The 19,067-nt window shown below is 67.2% G+C and carries 18 protein-coding genes; 6 read left to right on the top strand and 12 right to left on the bottom strand.

The window, feature by feature from the left end:
• Positions 1-81: 81 nt before the first annotated feature.
• Entirely contained in the window at positions 82-1,551 is a 1,470-nt protein-coding gene (locus AC3WLE_RS04890; protein ID WP_492319703.1) for a malonyl-CoA decarboxylase domain-containing protein, read from the bottom strand.
• A gap of 68 nt (positions 1,552-1,619) precedes the next feature.
• Entirely contained in the window at positions 1,620-2,339 is a 720-nt protein-coding gene (locus AC3WLE_RS04885; RefSeq protein ID WP_011615942.1) for a GntR family transcriptional regulator, read from the bottom strand.
• A gap of 816 nt (positions 2,340-3,155) precedes the next feature.
• Here AC3WLE_RS04885 and AC3WLE_RS04880 point away from each other — a divergent pair.
• Together AC3WLE_RS04880 and AC3WLE_RS04875 are read left to right on the top strand one after the other, a co-directional pair.
• Positions 3,156-4,250 (top strand): YjgN family protein, encoded by a 1,095-nt coding sequence (locus tag AC3WLE_RS04880; RefSeq protein WP_492319702.1) that lies wholly within the window; start codon positions 3,156-3,158, stop codon positions 4,248-4,250.
• A 29-nt stretch (positions 4,251-4,279) separates the two neighbouring features.
• Complete coding sequence (locus AC3WLE_RS04875; protein WP_492319701.1) at positions 4,280-5,299, top strand: M48 family metallopeptidase; 1,020 nt, start codon at positions 4,280-4,282, stop codon at positions 5,297-5,299.
• Between the two features lie 13 nt (positions 5,300-5,312).
• On the opposite strand, the gene lgt is transcribed toward AC3WLE_RS04875, so the two are convergent.
• Together lgt and AC3WLE_RS04865 are read right to left on the bottom strand one after the other, a co-directional pair.
• Positions 5,313-6,131 carry a prolipoprotein diacylglyceryl transferase gene (gene lgt / locus AC3WLE_RS04870; RefSeq protein WP_492351173.1) on the bottom strand — a complete coding sequence of 273 codons (819 nt, stop codon included), beginning with the start codon at positions 6,129-6,131 and terminating at the stop codon, positions 5,313-5,315.
• A 72-nt stretch (positions 6,132-6,203) separates the two neighbouring features.
• Positions 6,204-7,148 carry a LysR family transcriptional regulator gene (locus AC3WLE_RS04865; protein ID WP_492356528.1) on the bottom strand — a complete coding sequence of 315 codons (945 nt, stop codon included), beginning with the start codon at positions 7,146-7,148 and terminating at the stop codon, positions 6,204-6,206.
• A gap of 169 nt (positions 7,149-7,317) precedes the next feature.
• Between AC3WLE_RS04865 and ilvD the strand changes: the two genes are divergently transcribed.
• Positions 7,318-8,991, top strand: coding sequence for a dihydroxy-acid dehydratase (gene ilvD / locus AC3WLE_RS04860; RefSeq protein WP_010814934.1), 1,674 nt, complete (start codon positions 7,318-7,320; stop codon positions 8,989-8,991).
• Positions 8,992-9,095: 104 nt separating this feature from the next.
• Here ilvD and AC3WLE_RS04855 read toward each other — a convergent pair whose 3' ends face one another.
• From AC3WLE_RS04855 to AC3WLE_RS04845, 3 genes are read right to left on the bottom strand one after another with little or no spacing between them, the layout of a single operon-like run.
• Complete coding sequence (locus tag AC3WLE_RS04855; RefSeq protein ID WP_492319698.1) at positions 9,096-9,575, bottom strand: hypothetical protein; 480 nt, start codon at positions 9,573-9,575, stop codon at positions 9,096-9,098.
• Complete coding sequence (locus tag AC3WLE_RS04850) at positions 9,572-10,006, bottom strand: DNA polymerase III subunit chi (protein ID WP_010814936.1); 435 nt, start codon at positions 10,004-10,006, stop codon at positions 9,572-9,574. The genes AC3WLE_RS04855 and AC3WLE_RS04850 overlap by 4 nt, the downstream gene beginning before the upstream one ends.
• A 34-nt stretch (positions 10,007-10,040) precedes the next feature.
• The gene (locus AC3WLE_RS04845; protein WP_492351175.1) at positions 10,041-11,579 is read right to left on the bottom strand and encodes a leucyl aminopeptidase; all 1,539 of its coding nucleotides are present in this window, start codon (positions 11,577-11,579) and stop codon (positions 10,041-10,043) included.
• A 187-nt stretch (positions 11,580-11,766) separates the two neighbouring features.
• On the opposite strand from AC3WLE_RS04845, the gene lptF reads away from it, so the two are divergent.
• The 3 genes from lptF to AC3WLE_RS04830 are packed head-to-tail and all read left to right on the top strand — an operon-like array spanning position 11,767 to position 14,463.
• A complete protein-coding gene (lptF, locus tag AC3WLE_RS04840; RefSeq protein WP_492319695.1) occupies positions 11,767-12,894 on the top strand; it encodes an LPS export ABC transporter permease LptF in 1,128 nt (375 codons plus the stop codon).
• Positions 12,891-14,057 carry an LPS export ABC transporter permease LptG gene (gene lptG / locus AC3WLE_RS04835; RefSeq protein WP_492319694.1) on the top strand — a complete coding sequence of 389 codons (1,167 nt, stop codon included), beginning with the start codon at positions 12,891-12,893 and terminating at the stop codon, positions 14,055-14,057. The genes lptF and lptG overlap by 4 nt, the downstream gene beginning before the upstream one ends.
• 13 nt (positions 14,058-14,070) lie before the next feature.
• Positions 14,071-14,463: a sirohydrochlorin chelatase gene (locus AC3WLE_RS04830; protein WP_492356529.1), complete on the top strand. Its 393-nt coding sequence runs from the start codon at positions 14,071-14,073 to the stop codon at positions 14,461-14,463.
• A gap of 80 nt (positions 14,464-14,543) precedes the next feature.
• On the opposite strand, the gene cobA is transcribed toward AC3WLE_RS04830, so the two are convergent.
• The 5 genes from cobA to AC3WLE_RS04805 are packed head-to-tail and all read right to left on the bottom strand — an operon-like array spanning position 14,544 to position 19,060.
• The gene (cobA, locus tag AC3WLE_RS04825) at positions 14,544-15,344 is read right to left on the bottom strand and encodes a uroporphyrinogen-III C-methyltransferase (RefSeq protein WP_492356530.1); all 801 of its coding nucleotides are present in this window, start codon (positions 15,342-15,344) and stop codon (positions 14,544-14,546) included.
• Positions 15,345-15,371: 27 nt separating this feature from the next.
• Positions 15,372-16,676: a sulfate adenylyltransferase subunit 1 gene (locus AC3WLE_RS04820; RefSeq protein ID WP_492319693.1), complete on the bottom strand. Its 1,305-nt coding sequence runs from the start codon at positions 16,674-16,676 to the stop codon at positions 15,372-15,374.
• Between the two features lie 25 nt (positions 16,677-16,701).
• Positions 16,702-17,667: a sulfate adenylyltransferase subunit CysD gene (gene cysD, locus AC3WLE_RS04815; protein WP_010814943.1), complete on the bottom strand. Its 966-nt coding sequence runs from the start codon at positions 17,665-17,667 to the stop codon at positions 16,702-16,704.
• A gap of 11 nt (positions 17,668-17,678) precedes the next feature.
• Positions 17,679-18,482: a phosphoadenylyl-sulfate reductase gene (locus AC3WLE_RS04810; RefSeq protein ID WP_492351178.1), complete on the bottom strand. Its 804-nt coding sequence runs from the start codon at positions 18,480-18,482 to the stop codon at positions 17,679-17,681.
• A complete protein-coding gene (locus tag AC3WLE_RS04805) occupies positions 18,479-19,060 on the bottom strand; it encodes a DUF934 domain-containing protein (RefSeq protein ID WP_492298988.1) in 582 nt (193 codons plus the stop codon). The genes AC3WLE_RS04810 and AC3WLE_RS04805 overlap by 4 nt, the downstream gene beginning before the upstream one ends.
• Positions 19,061-19,067 lie beyond the last annotated feature (7 nt).

The raw sequence follows: 19,067 nt of genomic DNA, 5'->3' as shown, positions 1-19,067 counted from the left end.
GTTACTGCTCAGGTCCCGACAAGAAAACGCGGCGCGCCAGGCGCCGCGGGTGCGGGGGCGACCCGCGTGACCGGACCAGGGTCACAGCAGCTTCCCGACGCTACGGCTGATGCGCGGGTTGCCGGCGCCCAAGCGTGCCAGATTGTCATCCAGCGCCTCGGGCACGTAAAGATAATTGACCATCATCCCGCAGCTCTGGCTGCGGCCTTTGCGCGACAGGTCGGCGCCCCAGTTCAGCCGCTCCACGCAGGCCCCGTTGCCGAGGTGGAAGCGCGCGACCGGGTCGGCGGGCATCGACTGGTTGCGTTCGCGCACCAGGAAATGCGCGGCCAGGGTCATCGCGGTATCGCGGATCACGGTATCGGCGGCGTCCGGCACCAGCGCCTCCAGCCACCCGGCGCCGTCCGCTGGCGCCTTGCCGTGGCGCTCGCTCCAGCGCGCCAGGCGCTTGTCGCCCAGCACGCGCGCAATGGCATCGCCATCCTGCTTGCGCAGCCAGTCGGCAAACCCGGGGATCGGCGAGAGCGTGGCGAACTGATTCACTTTTGGGAATTCACGCTGGACCTCCTCGATCACGCGCTTGAGCAGGAAATTGCCGAAGCTCACGCCGCGCAGGCCCGCCTGCGTATTGCTGATCGAATAGAAGATGGCCCACTTGACGCGGCGCAGGTCTTCCAGCGGCGCGGCTTCATCCAGCAATGTATGGACATTGGCCGCCATCTCCGGCGCGAATGCCACCTCGACAAAGATCAGCGGCTCGCGCGGGATGCGCGGGTGGAAGAACGCATAGCAGCGGCGGTCGGAATCGAGGCGGTTGCGCAGGTCGGTCCATGAAGCGATTTCATGCACGGCCTCGTAGCGGATCAGCTTTTCCAGCAGCGATGCCGGCGAATCCCAGGTGATCGGCTGCAGCTCCAGCAGGCCCACGTCGAACCAGTTGGAGAACAGCGCCTCGAGATCGTCGTCAAGCGGGCGCAGCCCCGGCATGCGGCGCTGCCAGCGCAGCATGTCGGCGCGCAGCTGGATCAAGAAGTGCAGGCCGCAAGCGCTGTTGCCGCGCTGGCCGTGCAGCGCGGCGAGCCGCTTGAAGAAGCGGATGCGCGCATTGGACAGGGCCTGGGCCAGGCCCGAAGACGCGGCCTGCGCGCGGGCGGCGCGCGCGCCCTTGTCGCCGTCGGCCCCGGCTTCTTCGCTGCCCTTGCCGCCGCTGCTGGCGACTTCGCCCAGCACCGCCAGCATGCCGCGCCGGGTGGCCTCGCCGGCGGCCTCATACTCGGCCTGCCATGCCTGCGCGGCGGCATTGGCGGCGCCATCGGTCAGGCGCGCGTCGAAGCAAAGCCGCAGCTGCTCGCGCTGGCGGCGCACCGCGCGCGCCGGCAGCGGCGCCTCGCCATCGACCGGCGTTGCCGGGGCCTTGGCGCTGGCCTTGGCGTCGCCCTCGCCCTTGCGTCCCCACCAGCGGCCCAGCCGCGACAGGAACTTGGAACCTGCCGGCTCGCTTTCGCCCAGCGGCGCACTGATCTTCTGGTCACCCGTGTCGAAGGAATTCATGCGGTACCTGCCTTGATGCATCGATCGGAATGTGGGAAAAACATCGGACTGGGGTTGCGGCGCCGCGGCTACTCTTCGGCGCCGGCCACGCGCAGCACCGGCGGCGCGCGCACGGCCTGGGCCTCGGCTGCGCCGGCGGTGGCGCCGGCATCCAGCGTCTTGAGCGCCGCGCGCTGGCGCAGCAGGTGGGTCTTCATCATCGCCTCGGCGCCTTCCGGGTCGCGGGCCTTGAGCGCGGCAAACACGGACAGGTGCTCGGCGCAGGATTCCTGGATCCGGCCCGGCAGCTTCAGGCTCTTGTGGCGCGACAGCCGCAGCACCTTGCGCAGGTCGCTGATCAGGCCCGACAGCCAGCGGTTGCCGGCCAGCCGCTGGATCGATTCGTGGATCTGGAAGTTGGTTTCGTAGTAGGCGTCGATGTCGCCCGCCTGCGCATAGCGCGCCAGGTCGGCATGCAGGCCGTCCAGTGCGTCCAGGTCGGCGCGCGTGGCGTTGCGCGCGGCCTCGTAGGCACAGCGCCCTTCCAGCAGTGCCATCAGCGGGAAGATCTCGTCCAGGTCCTGCTCGGACAGCTCATTGACGAAGCAGCCGCGCCGCGGCTCCAGCCGCACCAGGCCTTCGGCGGCCAGCACCTTGAGCGCTTCGCGCAGCGGCGTGCGCGAGATGCCCAGCGTTTCGGCCATCGCGCTCTCGTCGATCCATGCGCCGGGCACCAGCGTATGCGCGTCAATCATGGCGCGCAGCCGGTCTGCCACTTCCAGGTACAACGCCTGCTGGACGATGCGCATGCTTCCCCCGGGTCGGATCGCGTGACCGACGCGTCCCGGTCACGATCTGGCGTCGGCCAGGCAGATGCGCCCGGTCAGCCATAATTCATAATTATGGATTAGGACGCGAACGATACAAGGAATTTCGATGCTGCGCTGCAAACAAGCCGGAGCGGGTGGTGGTGTTCTGGTGGTTGACCGGCGAGATGCGGTCCGTGGGGTACGGCGTGGGTGCGATATGAGGTGCGGCGGGCGTTTCCATGCCTCCCTGCAAGGAAACGCCCGCGCCTGAAAGTACTGCAGTACTGCTTTTCATCGTCGGCGGGTACTTTCAAAAGTATCTGCCGCGTGGGTCCATGGATTGCCGGCGCTGGCCCTGCGCCCCCCTTTGAAACGCGCTTGCGCGCGGATTTTCCCGTCGCCCTGGCTGTACGTGAAGTGCCGGCAAGTGTGGCCTGTCAGCCGTCACTCCCTCCCTGGCACTTCCGTTGGCGGCTGTGGCTTGCCGCTCATCTTTGTAACAATCAAGATAGCGATTTACGTGCCAGCGTGAATAAGTCACTGATTTTATTGGCAACACGCATTGGAAAGTTGTTACAGAATACGTCTAGTGTAACAGGATGTTTCTAGAGTGTTACGAGGGTTTTCCCACATTTTCTTATACGCGTGCCCGCCTGGCGGCAATGGCATATGCAGATTGTGCCGTGGTCGCTATTTATCAGTGCGAGAATGTGAGCGCATCGCCGCAAATACCCGATCTAAAGTGGTTGCATTTCTGAAACTGCGGCCGAGGCCGCAATCCTGACTGTCGCTTTCCACACACACTGGAGCTCCGCCATGCAAGCTGGCAGCGATTTCACCCTGGCCGGTACCCCGGCAGACGAGACACCGGCGCCTGCCGAGCCGCGCTACGCCGTGCCGCGGCCGCTGGGCCTGTCCTTTACCGGATCCGGTTCAGAGTACTTCCGTATCTGGATCGTCAATGCACTGCTGACCATCGTCACCTTCGGCATTTATTCGGCCTGGGCCAAGGTGCGCACGCTGCAGTATTTCTATCGCAACACGCGGCTCGACGGCGCGAGTTTTGACTACCACGGCAAGCCGTCCGCGATCCTGAAAGGCCGCGCCATCGTGTTCGCGCTGGTGCTCGCCTTCCAGTTCGCCTCGACGGTCTCGCCCTTCCTTGCGCTGGCGATGCTGGTGGCGCTGCTGGCGGTGTTCCCCCTGTTGCTGGTGCGCTCATTGCGTTTCCGCATGGCCAACTCCAGCTACCGCGGCCTGCGCTTCGCCTTCACCGGCGGCGATGCCGATGCCTACAAGGTGTTCGTGCTGTGGCCGCTGGCCGCGGTGGCCACGCTGGGCCTGCTTGGGCCGCTGGCGCACCAGCGCTTCAAGCGCTACCAGCACAACCACACCCGCTTCGGCACCGCACCGTTTGCCTTCGACGCCGGCGCGGGCGATTTCTATGGCGTCTACCTGCGTGCCTTCGGCGTGATGGTCGCGCTGGTGGCGGCCGCGGCACTGGCCGGCTTCGTGCTGGGCGTGACCGCGTCGGGCAAGGCGGGCGCGATGCTGTCGTTCGGCATCGGCGTGACCGGTTTCTACCTGGCGCTGCTGGCCGTCAGCCCTTACGTGATGGCACGCTTGCAGAATGTCGTGTGGAGCCACACCACGCTGGCGCCGCATGCGTTCCGCAGCGAGGTGGGGGCCGGCCGCATGGTCTTTATCTTCGTCACCAACCTGATCGCGATCGCGCTGACGCTGGGCCTGTACCTGCCGTTCGCGCGGGTGCGTTCGGCGCGCTACCGGCTCGAATGCGTGACCATGCTGGCGGCGGGCCCGCTCGACACCTTCGTGGCCGGCGAGGCGCAACAAGTCGGTGCGCTGGGCGATGCGGCGGTAGACTGGTACGACATCGACATCGCGCTCTGAGCACGCCGTGCGCTGACCCCGCCCGCACCATGATCCCAGTCACCTTCTTCGATGGCCGCTCGTCGCGCGCGCATCCGGCCACGCTGGCCGTTGAGGCGCAGCAGGCCGTGCTGCGCGACGACTCCGGCGCCGAGCTGCGGCGCGCGCCGCTGTCGGACGTGCGCGTGTCCGAGCGCGTGCGCCGCGCGCCGCGGCTGGTCACCTTTGCCGACGGCGCCTTCTGCGAGATCACCGACCACGCCGCCTTAGACCACCTGCTGGCCGCCACCGGCCATCGCGACAGCCTGGTGGCGCGCGCGCAGAACAGCTGGCGCCTGGCCGGCCTGGCCGTGGCGGGGCTGGTGGCGGTGCTGGTGCTGGGCTATTACGTGCTGCTGCCATGGGGCGCCGGCATGATGGCGCGCACGGTGCCGCCCGAGGTGGAGGCCCATCTCGGCAAGCTGACGCTGGCGAGCCTGGACAACGGCATGGTCAAGCCGACGCAGCTGCCGCCCGCCGAGCAGCAACGCATCCGCTCGGCCTTCGCGGCGCTGAAGCGCCCGCGCGATGCCGGCCACGACTACCAGATCCTGTTCCGCCAGGGCGGCGAGATCGGCGCCAATGCGCTGGCGCTGCCGGGCGGCACCATCGTGGTCACCGACGAACTGGTCAGCCTGGCCGGCACCGGTGCCGGCATGATGGGCGTGCTGGCCCATGAAGCCGGCCATGTCGCCAACCGGCACGGCTTGCAGCAGGTGATCCAGGGGTCGGCGCTGGCGGCGCTGTCGGCCTACCTGTTCGGGGATATCTCGACGGTGCTGGCCGGGGTGCCGGCCGCGATCCTGACGCTGCGCTATTCACGCGACCATGAGCGCGAGGCCGACGCCTTTGCGATCGAGGTCATGCAGCGCAACGGCCTGCCGCCCGCGGCGCTGGCCGATGTGCTGGTCAGGCTGGACAATCGGCGCGGTGCGGCGTCGGACGCCGAGCCGGAACGCGGCCAGGACTTCATGTCGACCCACCCGCAAACGCAGGCGCGCATCGACGCCTTGCGCCGCGCCGGCAAATAGCGCCGGCGGATTCTCAGGCCGCCGGCTGTGATGCGCCGGCGCCGGGCTGGCGCCGGTAGGCCCAGACCACCATGGCGATGCCGGCCAGGATCATCGGCAGGCTCAGCCACTGGCCCATCGACAGCTTCAGCGCCAGCAGGCCCAGGAAGTTGTCGGGCTCGCGCGCGAATTCCGCGGCAAAGCGGAAGGCGCCATAGCCGATCAGGAATACCCCCGACACCGCGCCCATCGGCCGCGGCTTGCGCGCGAACAGCCACAGGACGATGAACAGCGCCACGCCCTCGCCGGCAAACTGGTACAGCTGCGACGGATGGCGCGGGATGTTGTCGCCCGCCTGCGGGAAGATCATGCCCCACGGCAGGTCGGTGGCGCGGCCCCACAGCTCGCCGTTGATGAAGTTGCCGATGCGGCCGGCGGCCAGCCCGCAGGGGATCATCGGCGCGATGAAGTCGGTCACCTCCATCCAGTGGCGCCGGCGCAGTTTGCCGAACAGCCACATCGCCACGACCACGCCCAGGAAGCCGCCATGGAAGGCCATGCCGCCTTCCCACACCTTGAGGATCTCGAGCGGATGGGCCAGGTAGTACGACGGCTTGTAGAACAGCACATAGCCCAGCCGCCCGCCCAGGATCACGCCCAGCACGCCGAAGAACAGCATGTCGTCCAGGTCGCGCGTGGTCCAGCCCTTGGCCGCGATATGCGGCTGGCGGATGCGCAGGCGCCCGAAGCCCAGGAACATGATGAACCCGGCCAGGTACATCAGCCCGTACCAGCGGATGGCAAGCGGGCCCAGGTGGATGGCAACCGGGTCGAACTGGGGATGAATCAGCATGTTGGCGTGAATGGAGGTTGTAAAGGCCGCGGCCTGCGTATTGTCAGTGGCCTCGGTGACATTGGTGACGTGTCAGCGAGGGGCGGGCCCGGCTGCGCCTGCTTCTTGCGCGAGCGCGGTCGCAATATCGATGAACGAGCGCAGCACCGGCGCCACGCCGGCAGACGCGCCGTCGCGCCAGACCAGCCCGGTCTCGATCTGCGGGCCGGCCTCGCGCAGCGCCAGGTAGGACACCCCGGTGCGGCGAAGGTTGCACAGCGAGGCCGGCACCAGCGCCACGCCCATGCCCGCCGATACCAGGCTGACGATGGTCTGCATCTGGATGGCTTCCTGCGCGATCACGGGCACCAGGCCCTCGCGCGCATAGTAGCCCGTAATGATGTCATAAAACGCCGGCGCGCTTCGGCGCGGGAAGATGATCAGCGGTTCATGGGCGGCCTCGCGCAGCGACACCGCGGCGTCGCCCGCCAGCACCGCGCCCGCCGGCCGCCAGCCGTCGGGCACGGCCAGCACCAGCGGCTCGCTCACCAGCGGCAGGTAGGCCAGCCCGTGCGGCATGGCCGGCAGCTGCGGCCGGATCACCAGGCCGGCGTCGATCGCCCCCTCCATCAACCCCTCGAGCTGCACGTCGCTGGTGGCCTCGCGCAGTTGCAATTGCACCTCCGGGTGCCGGGCGCGAAAGCGCCGCAACAAGTCGGGAAGGATGCCGTAGTCGGCGGTGCTGACAAAGGCCAGCGACAGCGACCCCACCTCGCCGCGCGCCAGCCGCTGCGCCAGCCCGGGCAGCGCCGCGGCATCGGCCAGCACGCGCCGCACCTCGGGCAGCCACTGCTGGCCGGCCGGCGTCAGCGCCACCGAGCGCCGCGTGCGCACGAACAGCTGCACGCAGATTTCCTCTTCCAGCGCCTGGATCTGCTGCGACAAGGGCGGCTGCGTCATCGACAGGCGGCCTGCCGCGCGGCCGAAATGCAACTCTTCCGCCACAGTGATGAAGTAACGCAACTGACGCAGGTCCAAACGCGCTCCTGATATGTTTTTCGACTCAATAAAGGTCAAATAATATATTTGACACTCCAAAACGCAAGCGTCATTCTTTGGTCCACAACATCGCCGCCGTGCGTTCGTGCCTCCAGGTCTTCGGGCGCAGCGCGGAGCGGCACTGAAGACCCCCCGGAGATTCCCCATCATGGCATTCAACAAACGCTCGCAGAACATCACGCAAGGCGTGGCGCGTTCGCCCAACCGTTCGATGTACTACGCACTCGGCTACAAGAAGGAAGACTTTGACAAGCCGATGGTGGGCATCGCCAACGGCCACTCGACCATCACCCCCTGCAACGCGGGCCTGCAGCGCCTGGCCGATGCGGCCATCGACGCGATCAAGGCCTCGGACGCCAACCCGCAGGTGTTCGGCACCCCGACCATCTCGGACGGCATGTCGATGGGCACCGAGGGCATGAAGTACTCGCTGATCTCGCGCGAGGTCATCGCCGACTGCATCGAGACTGCCGCGCAGGGCCAGTGGATGGACGGCGTGGTCGTGATCGGCGGCTGCGACAAGAACATGCCGGGCGGCATGATCGCGCTGGCGCGCACCAACGTGCCGGGCATCTACGTCTATGGCGGCACCATCAAGCCGGGCAACTGGAAGGGCAAGGACCTGACCATCGTGTCGTCGTTCGAGGCCGTGGGCGAATTCACCGCCGGCCGCATGAGCCAGGAAGACTTCGAGGGCGTGGAAAAGAACGCCTGCCCGTCGACCGGTTCGTGCGGCGGCATGTACACCGCCAACACCATGAGCTCGTCGTTCGAGGCGCTGGGCATGTCGCTGCTGTACTCGTCGACCATGGCCAACCCGGACCAGGAGAAGGTCGACAGCGCCGCCGAATCGGCGCGCGTGCTGGTCGAGGCGATCAAGCAGGACATCAAGCCGCGCGACATCATCACGCGCAAGTCGATCGAGAATGCCGTGGCGCTGATCATGGCCACGGGCGGCTCGACCAACGCCGTGCTGCACTACCTGGCCATCGCCCACGCCGCCGAGGTGGAATGGACCATCGACGACTTCGAGCGCATCCGCCGCAAGGTGCCGGTGATCTGCAACCTGAAGCCGTCGGGCCAGTACGTGGCGACCGACCTGCACAAGGCCGGCGGCATCCCGCAGGTCATGAAGATCCTGCTCAAGGCCGGCATGCTGCATGGCGACTGCCTGACCATCACCGGCCGCACGTTGGCTGAAGAGCTGGAAAACGTTCCCGACACCCCGCGTGCCGACCAGGACGTGATCCTGCCGATCGAGAAGGCGCTCTACGCCGAAGGCCACCTGGCCATCCTGAAGGGCAACCTGGCCGAAGAAGGCGCGGTCGCCAAGATCACCGGCCTGAAGAACCCGGTCATCACTGGCCCGGCGCGCGTGTTCGAAGACGAGCAGAGCGCGATGGAAGCGATCCTGGCCGACAAGATCAACGCCGGCGACATCCTGGTGCTGCGCTACCTCGGCCCCAAGGGCGGCCCCGGCATGCCGGAAATGCTGGCCCCGACCTCGGCCATCATCGGCAAGGGGCTGGGCGAATCGGTCGGCTTTATTACCGACGGCCGCTTCTCTGGTGGTACCTGGGGCATGGTGGTTGGCCACGTGGCGCCGGAAGCGTATGTGGGCGGCACGATTGCGCTGGTGCAGGAAGGCGATTCGATCACCATCGATGCGCACAAGCTGTTGCTGCAGCTGAACGTGGCGGATGAAGAACTGGCCAGGCGCCGGGCCAACTGGAAGCAGCCGGCGCCGCGTTATACGCGTGGGGTGCTGGCGAAATTCTCGAAGCTGGCGTCGACGGCGAGCAAGGGTGCAGTGACGGACTGACTCTCGGCCGCGCTAATGCAAAAAAGCCTGCGAGCGATCGCAGGCTTTTTTGTTTGCCGACGTCTGTCGAGACCCGCCGGTCCGCTCCAGCCCTTCAGCCGCCGTTAATCCTCACCTGGCGTCTTCTCGATCTCCTCCAGCGTCGCATCCAGCCATTCCACCAGCCGCGCCTCCAGCGACTGCGTCAGCTCGCTGGCCAGTTGCGCCGTCAGCGGCGCCAGGCGCGACTGCAGCGTGGCCTCGGTATGGGCCGCCACGACCTGCGGCCATTCGGTCCGGAAGCGCATCATCACGCGCGTCAGCAACTCGGTGCGCACCGCGCGCAGGTCGTCCTCGCCCGGCGCGCCGCTATCTGCCGGCATCGCCGGTGCGGCGCCCTCGTCCGCCACGGCGTCGCCGGTATCGCCGACATGCATGACCAGGCCCGAATCGGCCATGCCGAAGGTATCGATCACGCCCTCCTGCGCAGCGGCAGCCGGCGCTGCTGCCCCTGCGTCCGGCAGTTCGAACACCTCGGTCAGCAGCGGGATGCTGTCGTTCGGATCGAGCCGCGGGATCACCCGCGAGGTGGTGCGTTCGCTCATGCGGCGTCTCCCTTGGGCTGGCCGATGTCGTGGTGCGTCAGCGGATAGCCGCGTTCGCGGTAGAAACGGTAGCGCTGGCGGCCGGCCTCGCGCGCGGCATCGCCCGCGCCCACCACTTCAATCAGCCGTTCGAAGCTGGCAAACTGCGCCGGGGCCTGGTCTGCCAGGTTGATCAGCAGCTGGTGATGCGGCACGCCTTCGGTGGTGGCGGCCAGCAGGATCGGCGTGACCGCCGCATTGGGGCTTTCCAGCCCGCAATGCGGCAGGAAGTCCAGCGCGGAGAAGGTCCACAAGCGCGCATCCAGGTCCGCCAGCTGCGCCGGCGCCCCGTGGATCACCACCTTCTGCCCGGCGCCGTAGGCCTTGCGGACCAGCCGGCAGACATAGCCGAGCACGTCCGGCACGTTGCTGTGGAAATCGATGCGCGTCATGGACCCTTGCTGCCTCTGTTGCCTGCCGCCGCCATCAGGCCGCGCGGTCCATCAGGAACTGCGCCAGCAACGGCACCGGGCGGCCGGTGGCCCCCTTGGCCGCGCCGCTCTTCCAGGCGGTGCCGGCGATGTCCAGGTGGGCCCAGTCGTATTTCTCGGTAAAGCGCGACAGGAAACATGCCGCCGTCACGCTGCCGGCCGGGCGGCCGCCGATATTGCCCATGTCGGCAAAGTTGGACTTGAGCTGGTCCTGGTACTCGTCGTCCAGCGGCATGCGCCAGGCGGTGTCCATGGCGCGGCGGCCGGCCTGCAGCAGGGCATCGGCAAGCGCGTCGGAGCGCGCGTACAGGCCGCTGTTGATGTGGCCGAGCGCGATGATGCAGGCGCCCGTCAGCGTGGCCACGTCGATCACCGCGGCCGGCTTGAAGCGCTCCACATAGGTCAGCGCGTCGCACAGGATCAGGCGGCCTTCGGCGTCGGTGTTCAGGATCTCGATGGTCTGGCCGGACATGCTGGTGACCACGTCGCCCGGCTTGGTGGCGATGCCGCTGGGCATGTTCTCGCAGGTCGGCACCACGGCGATGACGTTGAGCTTCAGGCCCATCTCGGCCACGGCCTGGATCGTGCCCAGCACCGAGGCGGCGCCGCACATGTCGTACTTCATCTCGTCCATGCCCTCGCCCGGCTTGAGCGAGATGCCGCCGGTATCGAAGGTGATGCCCTTGCCCACCAGCACCACCGGGGCCTGCTTGGCGCCGGCGCCGTCGTAGCGCAGCACGATGAACTGCGGCGGCTCTTCGCTGCCCTTGGTCACGGCCAGGAAGGCCCCCATGTTCAGGGCCTCGATCTGCTTGCGGCCCAGCACCTCGGCCTTGAGCTTGTGGCGCTTGGCAATGCCGCGGGCGGTATTGGCCAGGTAGGTCGGCGTGCAGATATTGGACGGCAGGTTGCCCAGGTCGCGCGTCAGCTCCATGCCGTTGGCGATGGCGGTGCCGCGCACCACGGCCTGGGTGGCGGCGCGGGCATCGCCGCTGTCGACCGCGATCACGACCTTGCGCAGCGAGGACTTGTCGTTGCCGTTGGGCTTGCCGTTGGCATTGGCGCGCTTCAGGCCCGGATGGCGCTCCAGCAGCCGATAGCCGGCTTCGCGCACCAGCGTGATGGTGGTGATCACCGCCCAGGCGACATCGCGCTGCTGCGGCGCCTGTTGCGCCAGGCACCACAGGGCCGAGGCCGCACGCGTGGACGACAAGGCACGCACGGCGGTGCGGACCGCGTCGGCAAAGGCCTTGTCGCTGAAGTCGGCTTCCTTGCCCAGGCCCACCAGCAGCACGCGCGCGGCGCCCACGCCGGCCACCTCATGCAGCATCAGCTGGGTGCCGCGCTTGCCTTCGAAGTCGCCCTGCTTGACCAGCCGTCCCACCAAGCCCTTGGTGGCCACGTCCAGTGCCTTGGCCACTCCGGCCAGGTTCTGGCCTTCGAACAGGCCGACCACCAGGCAGTCGGTCTTGGTCGCCAGGAAACCATTTTGGCCGGCTTTGCTCCAATCCAAGGCTTTTGTGCTAAATTCCATCGCGCTTCCTTCCAGGGGCTCGTTAGACACGAAAGCCTCCATTATCCGCGATTTTTATCCCGCGACCTGCCGCCGCTGATACGCCCCGGTCACGCTGACAGCATGCTGTGCTGCCAGCCAGCTGTTCTGCCAGGCACCTCGCACGGCACATCGCCCGCTCCGGCCGGCAGCCCGGAACCGAACCCGCATGATCCTTCAACAAGCCCTGCGACGCGAGCTTGCCTACACCGCCGGGGCGGTGTTCCTGGTGATGCTGACCTTCATGCTCACCTCGCTCGTGATCCGCATCCTGGGAATGGCTGCCAGCGGCAAGGCCAGTCCCAACGACGTGCTGATGCTGATCGGCCTGGCCACCATCGGCTACCTGTCGATCCTGCTGTCGGCCACGCTCTTCATCTCCACCCTGATCGTGCTGACGCGCTGGTACAAGGATTCGGAGATGGTGGTGTGGTTCTCGGCGGGCATCTCGCTGCGCGACCTGGTCAAGCCGGTGCTGCAGTTCGCGGCACCCTTCGTCGTGCTGGCGCTGCTGCTGGGCATGTTTGCCTGGCCCTGGGCCAACCAGCAGAGCGCGCTGTTCCGCGACCGCTTCGAGCAGCGCGGCGTGATGTCGATGATTGCCGCGGGGCGCTTCATCGAGCCGGCCAAGGCCAACTACGTGCTGTTCATCGAGGGCATGGATGCCGACATGAAGTACGCGCGCAATGTCTTCGTCGCCAACTCCGAGGCCGACAAGATCGGCGTGGCGCTGGCGCACCAGGGCAAGTTCGAGACCATGCCCAACGGCGACCGCCTGGTGGTGATGGAAAACGGCCGCCGCTACTCGGGCACGCCCGGCCAGATCGACTACCGCATCGTCGAGTTCGAACGCTACGCGGTCAAGGTGGACAACAAGGCTCCCGAGTCCGAAGCCAAGCTGCCACCCAAGAGCCGCGACACCATCGAGCTGATCCGCAACCCCACGCGCGAGAACCTGGGCGAGCTGATCTGGCGCATCTCGCTGCCGATCCTGGCCTTCAACTTCGTCATGATCGCAATCCCGCTGGCCTACGTTAACCCGCGCCTGGGCCGCTACACGCCGCTGGTGTTCGCGGTGCTGATCTACCTGACCTACAGCAACCTGATCAACCTGACGCAGTCCTGGGTGCGCTCGGGCGCGATCCCGTTCTGGCTGGCGTGGTGGCCGATCCACCTGGCGGTGTTCCTGGGGGCGCTGCTGCTGTTCCGCTACCGCCAGAACCGCAGCCTGGGCGGGTGGCGCGCCGTGTTCGGCCTGCGCAGGCGTGATGCCGCAGCCACCGGAGGCCGGGCATGAGGATCCTGCGCGTCTACGAACGCTACTTCGGCCGGCTGGTCTATGGCGTGTTCGCCTTCATCCTGTTCGCGGTGCTGTCCCTGTTCGTGTTCTTCGACATGCTCAACGAGCTGGAGAACGTCAACAACCAGTACACCTCGCTGGTCGCGCTGTTCCACGTCCTGCTGCAGGCACCCACGCGGGTGTATGAGGTGCTGCCGATCGCGGTGCTGATCAGCGCGATCTATGTGTTCTCGCAGCTGGCCAGCCAGTCCGAGTACACCATCTTCCGCGTGGCCGGCCTGAACACGCGCCAGGCGCTGTTCTCGCTGTTCAAGCTGGCGGTGCCGCTGGCCATCGTGACCTTTATCTTCGGCGAGTTCATCGGCCCCCGCGCCGAGCAGTACGCGCAGAAGATCAAGCTCGAGGCGATCGGCGCAACCGTGTCGTCAGGCTTCCGTTCCGGCGTCTGGGTCAAGGACCGCGACAAGGATGCCGCCACCGGCGGCGGCGAGATCACCCGCTTCGTCAACGTGGCGGGGTTGCGGCCGGACCAGACCATCACCGGCATCACCATGTATGAGTTCGACCCGCAATACCGCCTGCGCGTGATCCGCGTGGCGCAGGAGGGGCGCTACCAGGGTGGCCAGTTGTGGGAGCTGCAGGGCGTCAACGAGACCCGTTTCATCGAACTGGCGCCCCCGGCCCAGGGCGCGAAGCCGGCACGCGATTCGCTGGCCCCGGATTTCCGCGCCGAGCAAGTCAAGTTCCCGCGCGTGACCATGCATTCCGAGCTGACGCCGCAAATCCTGTCGGTGCTGCTGGTGACGCCTGAGCGGATGTCGACGCTGGACCTGTTCCGCTATATCCGCCACCTGCGCGACAACAAGCAGGACACGCAGCGCTATGAGATCGCCTTCTGGAAGAAGGTGATCTACCCGCTGACGCTGTTCGTGATGATGGCGCTGGCCCTGCCCTTCGCCTACCTGCACGCCCGTGCCGGCGCCGTCGGCGTGAAGGTGTTCGGGGGCATCATGCTGGGGCTGTCGTTCCACTTGTCGAACACGCTGTTCTCGCACGTCGGCCTGCTGCATACCTGGCCGCCGATCATCTCGGCACTGGTGCCCGGCACGCTCTACCTGATGGTGGCGCTGCTGGCACTGCGGTGGGTGGACCGGCACTGAGGGGCGGGCTGCCATGACCGCACCCACCCGGGCCCTGGTCCTGTTTGCGCATGGCGCGCGCGATGCGCGCTGGCGCGAGCCGTTCGACCGCCTGCAGCAGAAGGTGGCCGCTGCCCTGCCCGGATGCGAGGTGCGGCTGGCGTTCCTGGAACTGATGACGCCCGCGCTGCCCGACGCGCTCGCCGACCTGGCAGCGCGCGGCGTGTCCGACGCCACCGTGGTGCCAGTGTTCCTGGGCCAGGGCGGCCACCTGCGGCGTGACCTGCCGGCTTTGCTCGACCAATGCCGGCAAGCGCATCCCGGGCTGCGCATCCATTGCGCGACGGCCGTGGGCGAGGCCGATCCGGTGCTGGATGCGATGGCGGCGTACTGCGTTGCCTCATTGCCCACAAGCGGCCAGCCCTGAGCTGCAAGGCGGCCTCCATGACAAAAGCCCTGTACCGGCATGCCGATACAGGGCTTTTTGCTTAGTGGCGCGGAACGTGATCAGGCAGCGCGCGGCGTCTGCACGACGGTTTCGCCCACGCCTTCGCGCGGCGTTTCGGTAGCCCGCGCAGCCAGCGCCGCCCCGATCATCAGCAGGCTCGGCTGCACCGGATCGATCCAGGCACCGGCCTCGCCTGCTGCCATCCGGCCCAGCGTGAATTCACGGCTACGCTGGCGCGGCGTGCTGGCGGCTTCCACCACCCACGCCGGCGTCGACGCCGGCTTGCCATGCGCGATCAGCTGCGCGGCAATCGACGCCGCCTGGTCGCGGCCCATGTAGTAGACCAGCGTATCGGCCTTGACCGCCGCTTCGATATCGGCCGAGCCCTCGCCATCCGCAGCCTTCGCCTGCGTGGCAAACGCCACGCTGCGCGACACACCGCGCTTGGTCAGCGGCTTGCCGATCGCCGAAGCAGCCGCCAGCGCCGCAGTGATGCCCGGCACCACTTCATACTCGATGCCAGCGGCTTCCAGCGCCTGCAGTTCCTCGTCGGCACGACCGAACAGCATCGGGTCGCCGCCCTTCAGGCGCACCACGCGCTCGTACTTGCCGGCCAGGTCGACGATCTGGCGGTTGATGAACAGCTGCGCGGTGGAGCGCTGCCCGCAGCGCTTGCCCACCTCGACCAGCTCGGCCTGCGGACACCAGGCCAGCATCTCCGGCGCTACCAGTGCATCATGCAGCACCACCTGGGCTTCGCCCAAAAGCCGTGCACCGCGCACCGTAATGAGGTCTGCCGCACCGGGGCCTGCCCCGATGAGGAACACCTTGCCGTAAGTCTTCTGCGCCTGCTTGTCCATCTGCTGCCCCTTTCCTGTCGTTACCGATCAGGAGAACGCACGGATCATGCCTGCGGCCACCGTGTGGTTGGTCGCTTCGTCGATCAGCACAAAGGCGCCCGTTGCCGGGTTGTCGCCGTATGCATCGCACACGATCGGCTTCTGCAGCGAGATCTGCACCGAACCGATGTCGTTCAGGCGGATATCGTGGCGACCGGTCTCGTGCGACAGCGTGTGCACGTCCAGCACGCGGTCCACCGCCGACACGCGCGCGAACACGCTGGCCGTGGTGTGCTTGAGCACGTACTTGCGCGCCGGGTTCAGCGACTCGTCGTCGAACCAGCACAGGTCGGCCTGCAGCTTCTTTGCCGAAGCCGTGGTCGCATCGGCGGCAACAAACATGTCACCGCGTGATACATCGACGTCCTCGGCCAGGCGCACCGTGACGGTATCGCCGACGTTGGCCGATTCAGCGGCACCATTGGGCGTCAGCACTTCAGCCACCACGGCTTCGCGGTTGGCCGGCAGCACGCGCAGCTTCTGGCCCACGCGCACGGTGCCGGCTTCGATGCGGCCGGCATAGCCGCGGAAGTCGTCCGACTGCGAACCGTCCTGGCGGATCACCAGCTGCACCGGGAAGCGCAGCGCGGCGTCGTCCTCGGGCGCGGCCTCTTCCACCGGCAGTTCTTCCAGCAACGGCAGCAGCGGCTCGCCCTGGTACCACGGCATGGCATCGCTCTCGTGCACGATGTTGTCGCCGCGCAGCGCGGAGACCGGCACGTAGCGCACGTCCTTGAGGCCCAGCTGCTCGGCCAGTTCGGTGTAGGCGGTGCGGATTTCGTTGAAGCGCTGTTCGCTGTAGTCGACCAGGTCCATCTTGTTGACGGCCACGATCACGTGCCGGATCTCCAGCAGCTTCAGGATCGCCGAGTGGCGCTTGGTCTGCGCCAGCAGCTCGGCACGGCCGTCGGTGACGGTGACGCGCGTGGCATCGACCAGCACGATGGCCGCGTCCGCGGTCGAGGCGCCGGTGACCATGTTGCGGGTGTACTGCTCGTGGCCCGGCGTATCCGCGATGATGAACTTGCGGCGCGCGGTCGAGAAGTAGCGGTAAGCCACGTCGATGGTGATGCCCTGCTCGCGCTCGGCTTCCAGGCCGTCGGTCAGCAGCGAGAAATCGATCTGCTCGCCGGCAGTGCGCTTGTTCTTGGCATTGGCCAGCGCGGTCAGCTGGTCCGACAGCACGGCCTTGCTGTCGTACAGCAGGCGGCCGATCAGCGTGCTCTTGCCGTCGTCGACGGAGCCGGCGGTGATAAAGCGCAGCAGGCCTTGATGGGTTGCTTGGTGAGTCATTTCTGGATCCTTTGCTGCGTGCGGCTTAGAAGTAGCCTTCCTTCTTGCGGCGTTCCATCGAGGCTTCGCTCGTCTGGTCGTCCATGCGGGTGGCGCCGCGCTCGGTGATCTCGGTCACCGCGGTCTCGGCGATGATCGCTTCCGGCGAATCGGCAACGCTGGCCACCGGGCAGGTGCAGCTGATGTCGCCAACGGTACGGAAGCGCACCGACAGCACTTCGCTGACGTCGCCGTCCTGCTTGGGCGTGATCGGCGTGACCGGCACCAGCAGGCCGTTCTTGCGCACCACTTCGCGCTGGTGCGAATAGTAGATCGGCGGCAGCGCCAGCTTCTCGCGGGCGATGTACTGCCACACGTCCAGCTCGGTCCAGTTCGAGATCGGGAACACGCGCATCTGCTCGCCCTGCGCCATGCGGGCGTTGTACAGGCTCCACAGCTCGGGGCGCTGGGCCTTGGGGTCCCACTGGCCGAACTCGTCGCGGAACGAGAAGATGCGCTCCTTGGCGCGGGCCTTCTCTTCGTCGCGGCGGGCACCGCCCATCAGCGCGTCGAACTGGTGCTCGCCGATGGTTTCCAGCAGCGTCACGGCCTGGGCCGCGTTGCGCGAATCGGTTTCCTTGCGCAGGCGCACGGTGCCGCGCTTGATCGAGTCCTCGACATGGCCCACCACCAGGCGCGCGCCCAGCTCAGCCACGCGCTGGTCGCGGAAGGCGATCACTTCCGGATAGTTGTGGCCGGTGTCGATATGCACCAGCGGGAACGGCAGCTCGATCTTGCGCTCGCCCAGGCGGAAGGCCTTCAGCGCCAGGTGCAGCATCACGATCGAGTCCTTGCCGCCCGAGAACAGCAGCGCCGGGTTGCGGCACTCGGCCACCACCTCGCGGATGATGTAGATCGACTCCGCTTCGAGGCGGTCGAGGTGATCGTTCTGTACTTGCAACAGGTGCGCCACGCTGCTGGTGGCTTCTGCGATGTCGTTCATGATGCCCATTTTGTCCGGCCTCAATGCTTGATGTTCTGTTCGTGAAGCCCGCACTCTTTCGAGTCCTTGCTCTCCCACCACCAACGTCCCGCGCGCACATCCTCGCCCGCGCGCACCGCACGCGTACACGGCTCGCAGCCGATGCTGGGATAGCCCTTGGCGTGCAGGTCATTGATCGGCACGTTGTGGCGCTTCAGGTAAGCCCACACCTCCGGCTCGCTCCAGTCCGCCAGCGGGTTGAACTTCGGGATGCCGCGGGCTTCGTCCAGTTCCTCGAACGGCAGCTCGGCGCGCGTGACCGCCTGCTCGCGGCGCTGGCCGGTCAGCCAGGCGTCGGCGTGCGAGAGCGCGCGGTTGAGCGGCTCGACCTTGCGGATGCCGCAGCATTCCTTGCGCAGGTCGATGCTGTCGTAGAAGCCGTTCAGGCCATGCTTCTTCAGGTAGTTCTCGACGGCCTCGGCGTCCGGCGTGAACTGCTCGATGCTGTAGCCGTAGTGCGCCTGCACCTTGTCCAGCACCGCCAGCGTCTCGGCGTGCAGGCGCCCGGTCTGCAGCGTGAACACGCGGATGCCGGCGCGCACGGCTTCGGTGCCGCGCAGGATCGCGTCGGTCAGCACCATGTCCTCGGCCGCCAGGCTCGAGGCAAAGCGCGCGCGGAAGAAGCGGCCGGCGATGCCCGCCAGGCGCTCGCCCAGCTCGCGCTCCTTCTGCTCCAGCGCGGCAATGCTGCCGGTGTATTCCGGCGCAACCCACAGCGCAGGCGGACGCAGCACCGACGCCGCACCGGCGTCGACCACGGCGATTTCGCTCAGCACCGTGCTCATGCCGTTTCCTTCGGTTGCGCGCCAACCTCTGCCCGCGCGCGGCGGAACAGCGGCAGCGGCTCATCCACCGAAGCCTGATAGGTCACGGTGAACTCGGTGAAGCCCTTGATGGCGTCCTCGATGTTCTTGTCGGCCCGCACCGCGAAGGCATCGAAGCCGCAGCGCTTCATGAAGTTGAGCTGGTCGCGCAGCACGTCGCCGATGGCGCGCAGCTGGCCCTTCCAGTGGTAGCGGGTGCGCAGCAGGTAGGCCGTGGAAAAGCCGCGGCCGTCGCGGAACACCGGGAAGTCCACCGCCACCAGCGCCACGCGCGCGAAGTACGCCTCGGCATCGCCCGGCTCGTCTTCCGGGGCCAGCCACACGCCGGTGCGGGCCGCGTCGCGGCCGGCCAGCAGCGCTTCGTTGGCCTTGAACACCGACAGCGGGAACAGCACCGCGTCCTGGCTTTGCACGGCCGCTGCGATCTGCTCGTCGGTCAGCGGCTGCTCGGCGGTGCCGCGCAGCACGGTCCAGGCGTCATCGACGATGACGGGGGCGACGGTAGCGCCGTCCTGTTGCAGTTGAATGATCTTTGCCATGTTCAGT

The organism is Cupriavidus sp. FW306-1B-F12B, assembly GCF_058781795.1.
Note: the sequence above shows the minus strand (reverse complement) of the source record. Positions and strands in the feature narration are given on the sequence as shown.

What these genes read in the sequence shown, in the direction of transcription:
- AC3WLE_RS04890 (WP_492319703.1), bottom strand. Translation starts at nt 1,551, where the DNA reads ATGAATTCCTTCGACACGGGTGACCAGAAGATCAGTGCGCCGCTGGGC.
- AC3WLE_RS04885 (WP_011615942.1), bottom strand. Translation starts at nt 2,339, where the DNA reads ATGCGCATCGTCCAGCAGGCGTTGTACCTGGAAGTGGCAGACCGGCTG.
- AC3WLE_RS04880 (WP_492319702.1), top strand. Translation starts at nt 3,156, where the DNA reads ATGCAAGCTGGCAGCGATTTCACCCTGGCCGGTACCCCGGCAGACGAG.
- AC3WLE_RS04875 (WP_492319701.1), top strand. Translation starts at nt 4,280, where the DNA reads ATGATCCCAGTCACCTTCTTCGATGGCCGCTCGTCGCGCGCGCATCCG.
- lgt (WP_492351173.1), bottom strand. Translation starts at nt 6,131, where the DNA reads ATGCTGATTCATCCCCAGTTCGACCCGGTTGCCATCCACCTGGGCCCG.
- ilvD (WP_010814934.1), top strand. Translation starts at nt 7,318, where the DNA reads ATGGCATTCAACAAACGCTCGCAGAACATCACGCAAGGCGTGGCGCGT.
- AC3WLE_RS04855 (WP_492319698.1), bottom strand. Translation starts at nt 9,575, where the DNA reads ATGAGCGAACGCACCACCTCGCGGGTGATCCCGCGGCTCGATCCGAAC.
- AC3WLE_RS04850 (WP_010814936.1), bottom strand. Translation starts at nt 10,006, where the DNA reads ATGACGCGCATCGATTTCCACAGCAACGTGCCGGACGTGCTCGGCTAT.
- AC3WLE_RS04845 (WP_492351175.1), bottom strand. Translation starts at nt 11,579, where the DNA reads ATGGAATTTAGCACAAAAGCCTTGGATTGGAGCAAAGCCGGCCAAAAT.
- lptF (WP_492319695.1), top strand. Translation starts at nt 11,767, where the DNA reads ATGATCCTTCAACAAGCCCTGCGACGCGAGCTTGCCTACACCGCCGGG.
- lptG (WP_492319694.1), top strand. Translation starts at nt 12,891, where the DNA reads ATGAGGATCCTGCGCGTCTACGAACGCTACTTCGGCCGGCTGGTCTAT.
- AC3WLE_RS04830 (WP_492356529.1), top strand. Translation starts at nt 14,071, where the DNA reads ATGACCGCACCCACCCGGGCCCTGGTCCTGTTTGCGCATGGCGCGCGC.
- cobA (WP_492356530.1), bottom strand. Translation starts at nt 15,344, where the DNA reads ATGGACAAGCAGGCGCAGAAGACTTACGGCAAGGTGTTCCTCATCGGG.
- AC3WLE_RS04820 (WP_492319693.1), bottom strand. Translation starts at nt 16,676, where the DNA reads ATGACTCACCAAGCAACCCATCAAGGCCTGCTGCGCTTTATCACCGCC.
- cysD (WP_010814943.1), bottom strand. Translation starts at nt 17,667, where the DNA reads ATGGGCATCATGAACGACATCGCAGAAGCCACCAGCAGCGTGGCGCAC.
- AC3WLE_RS04810 (WP_492351178.1), bottom strand. Translation starts at nt 18,482, where the DNA reads ATGAGCACGGTGCTGAGCGAAATCGCCGTGGTCGACGCCGGTGCGGCG.
- AC3WLE_RS04805 (WP_492298988.1), bottom strand. Translation starts at nt 19,060, where the DNA reads ATGGCAAAGATCATTCAACTGCAACAGGACGGCGCTACCGTCGCCCCC.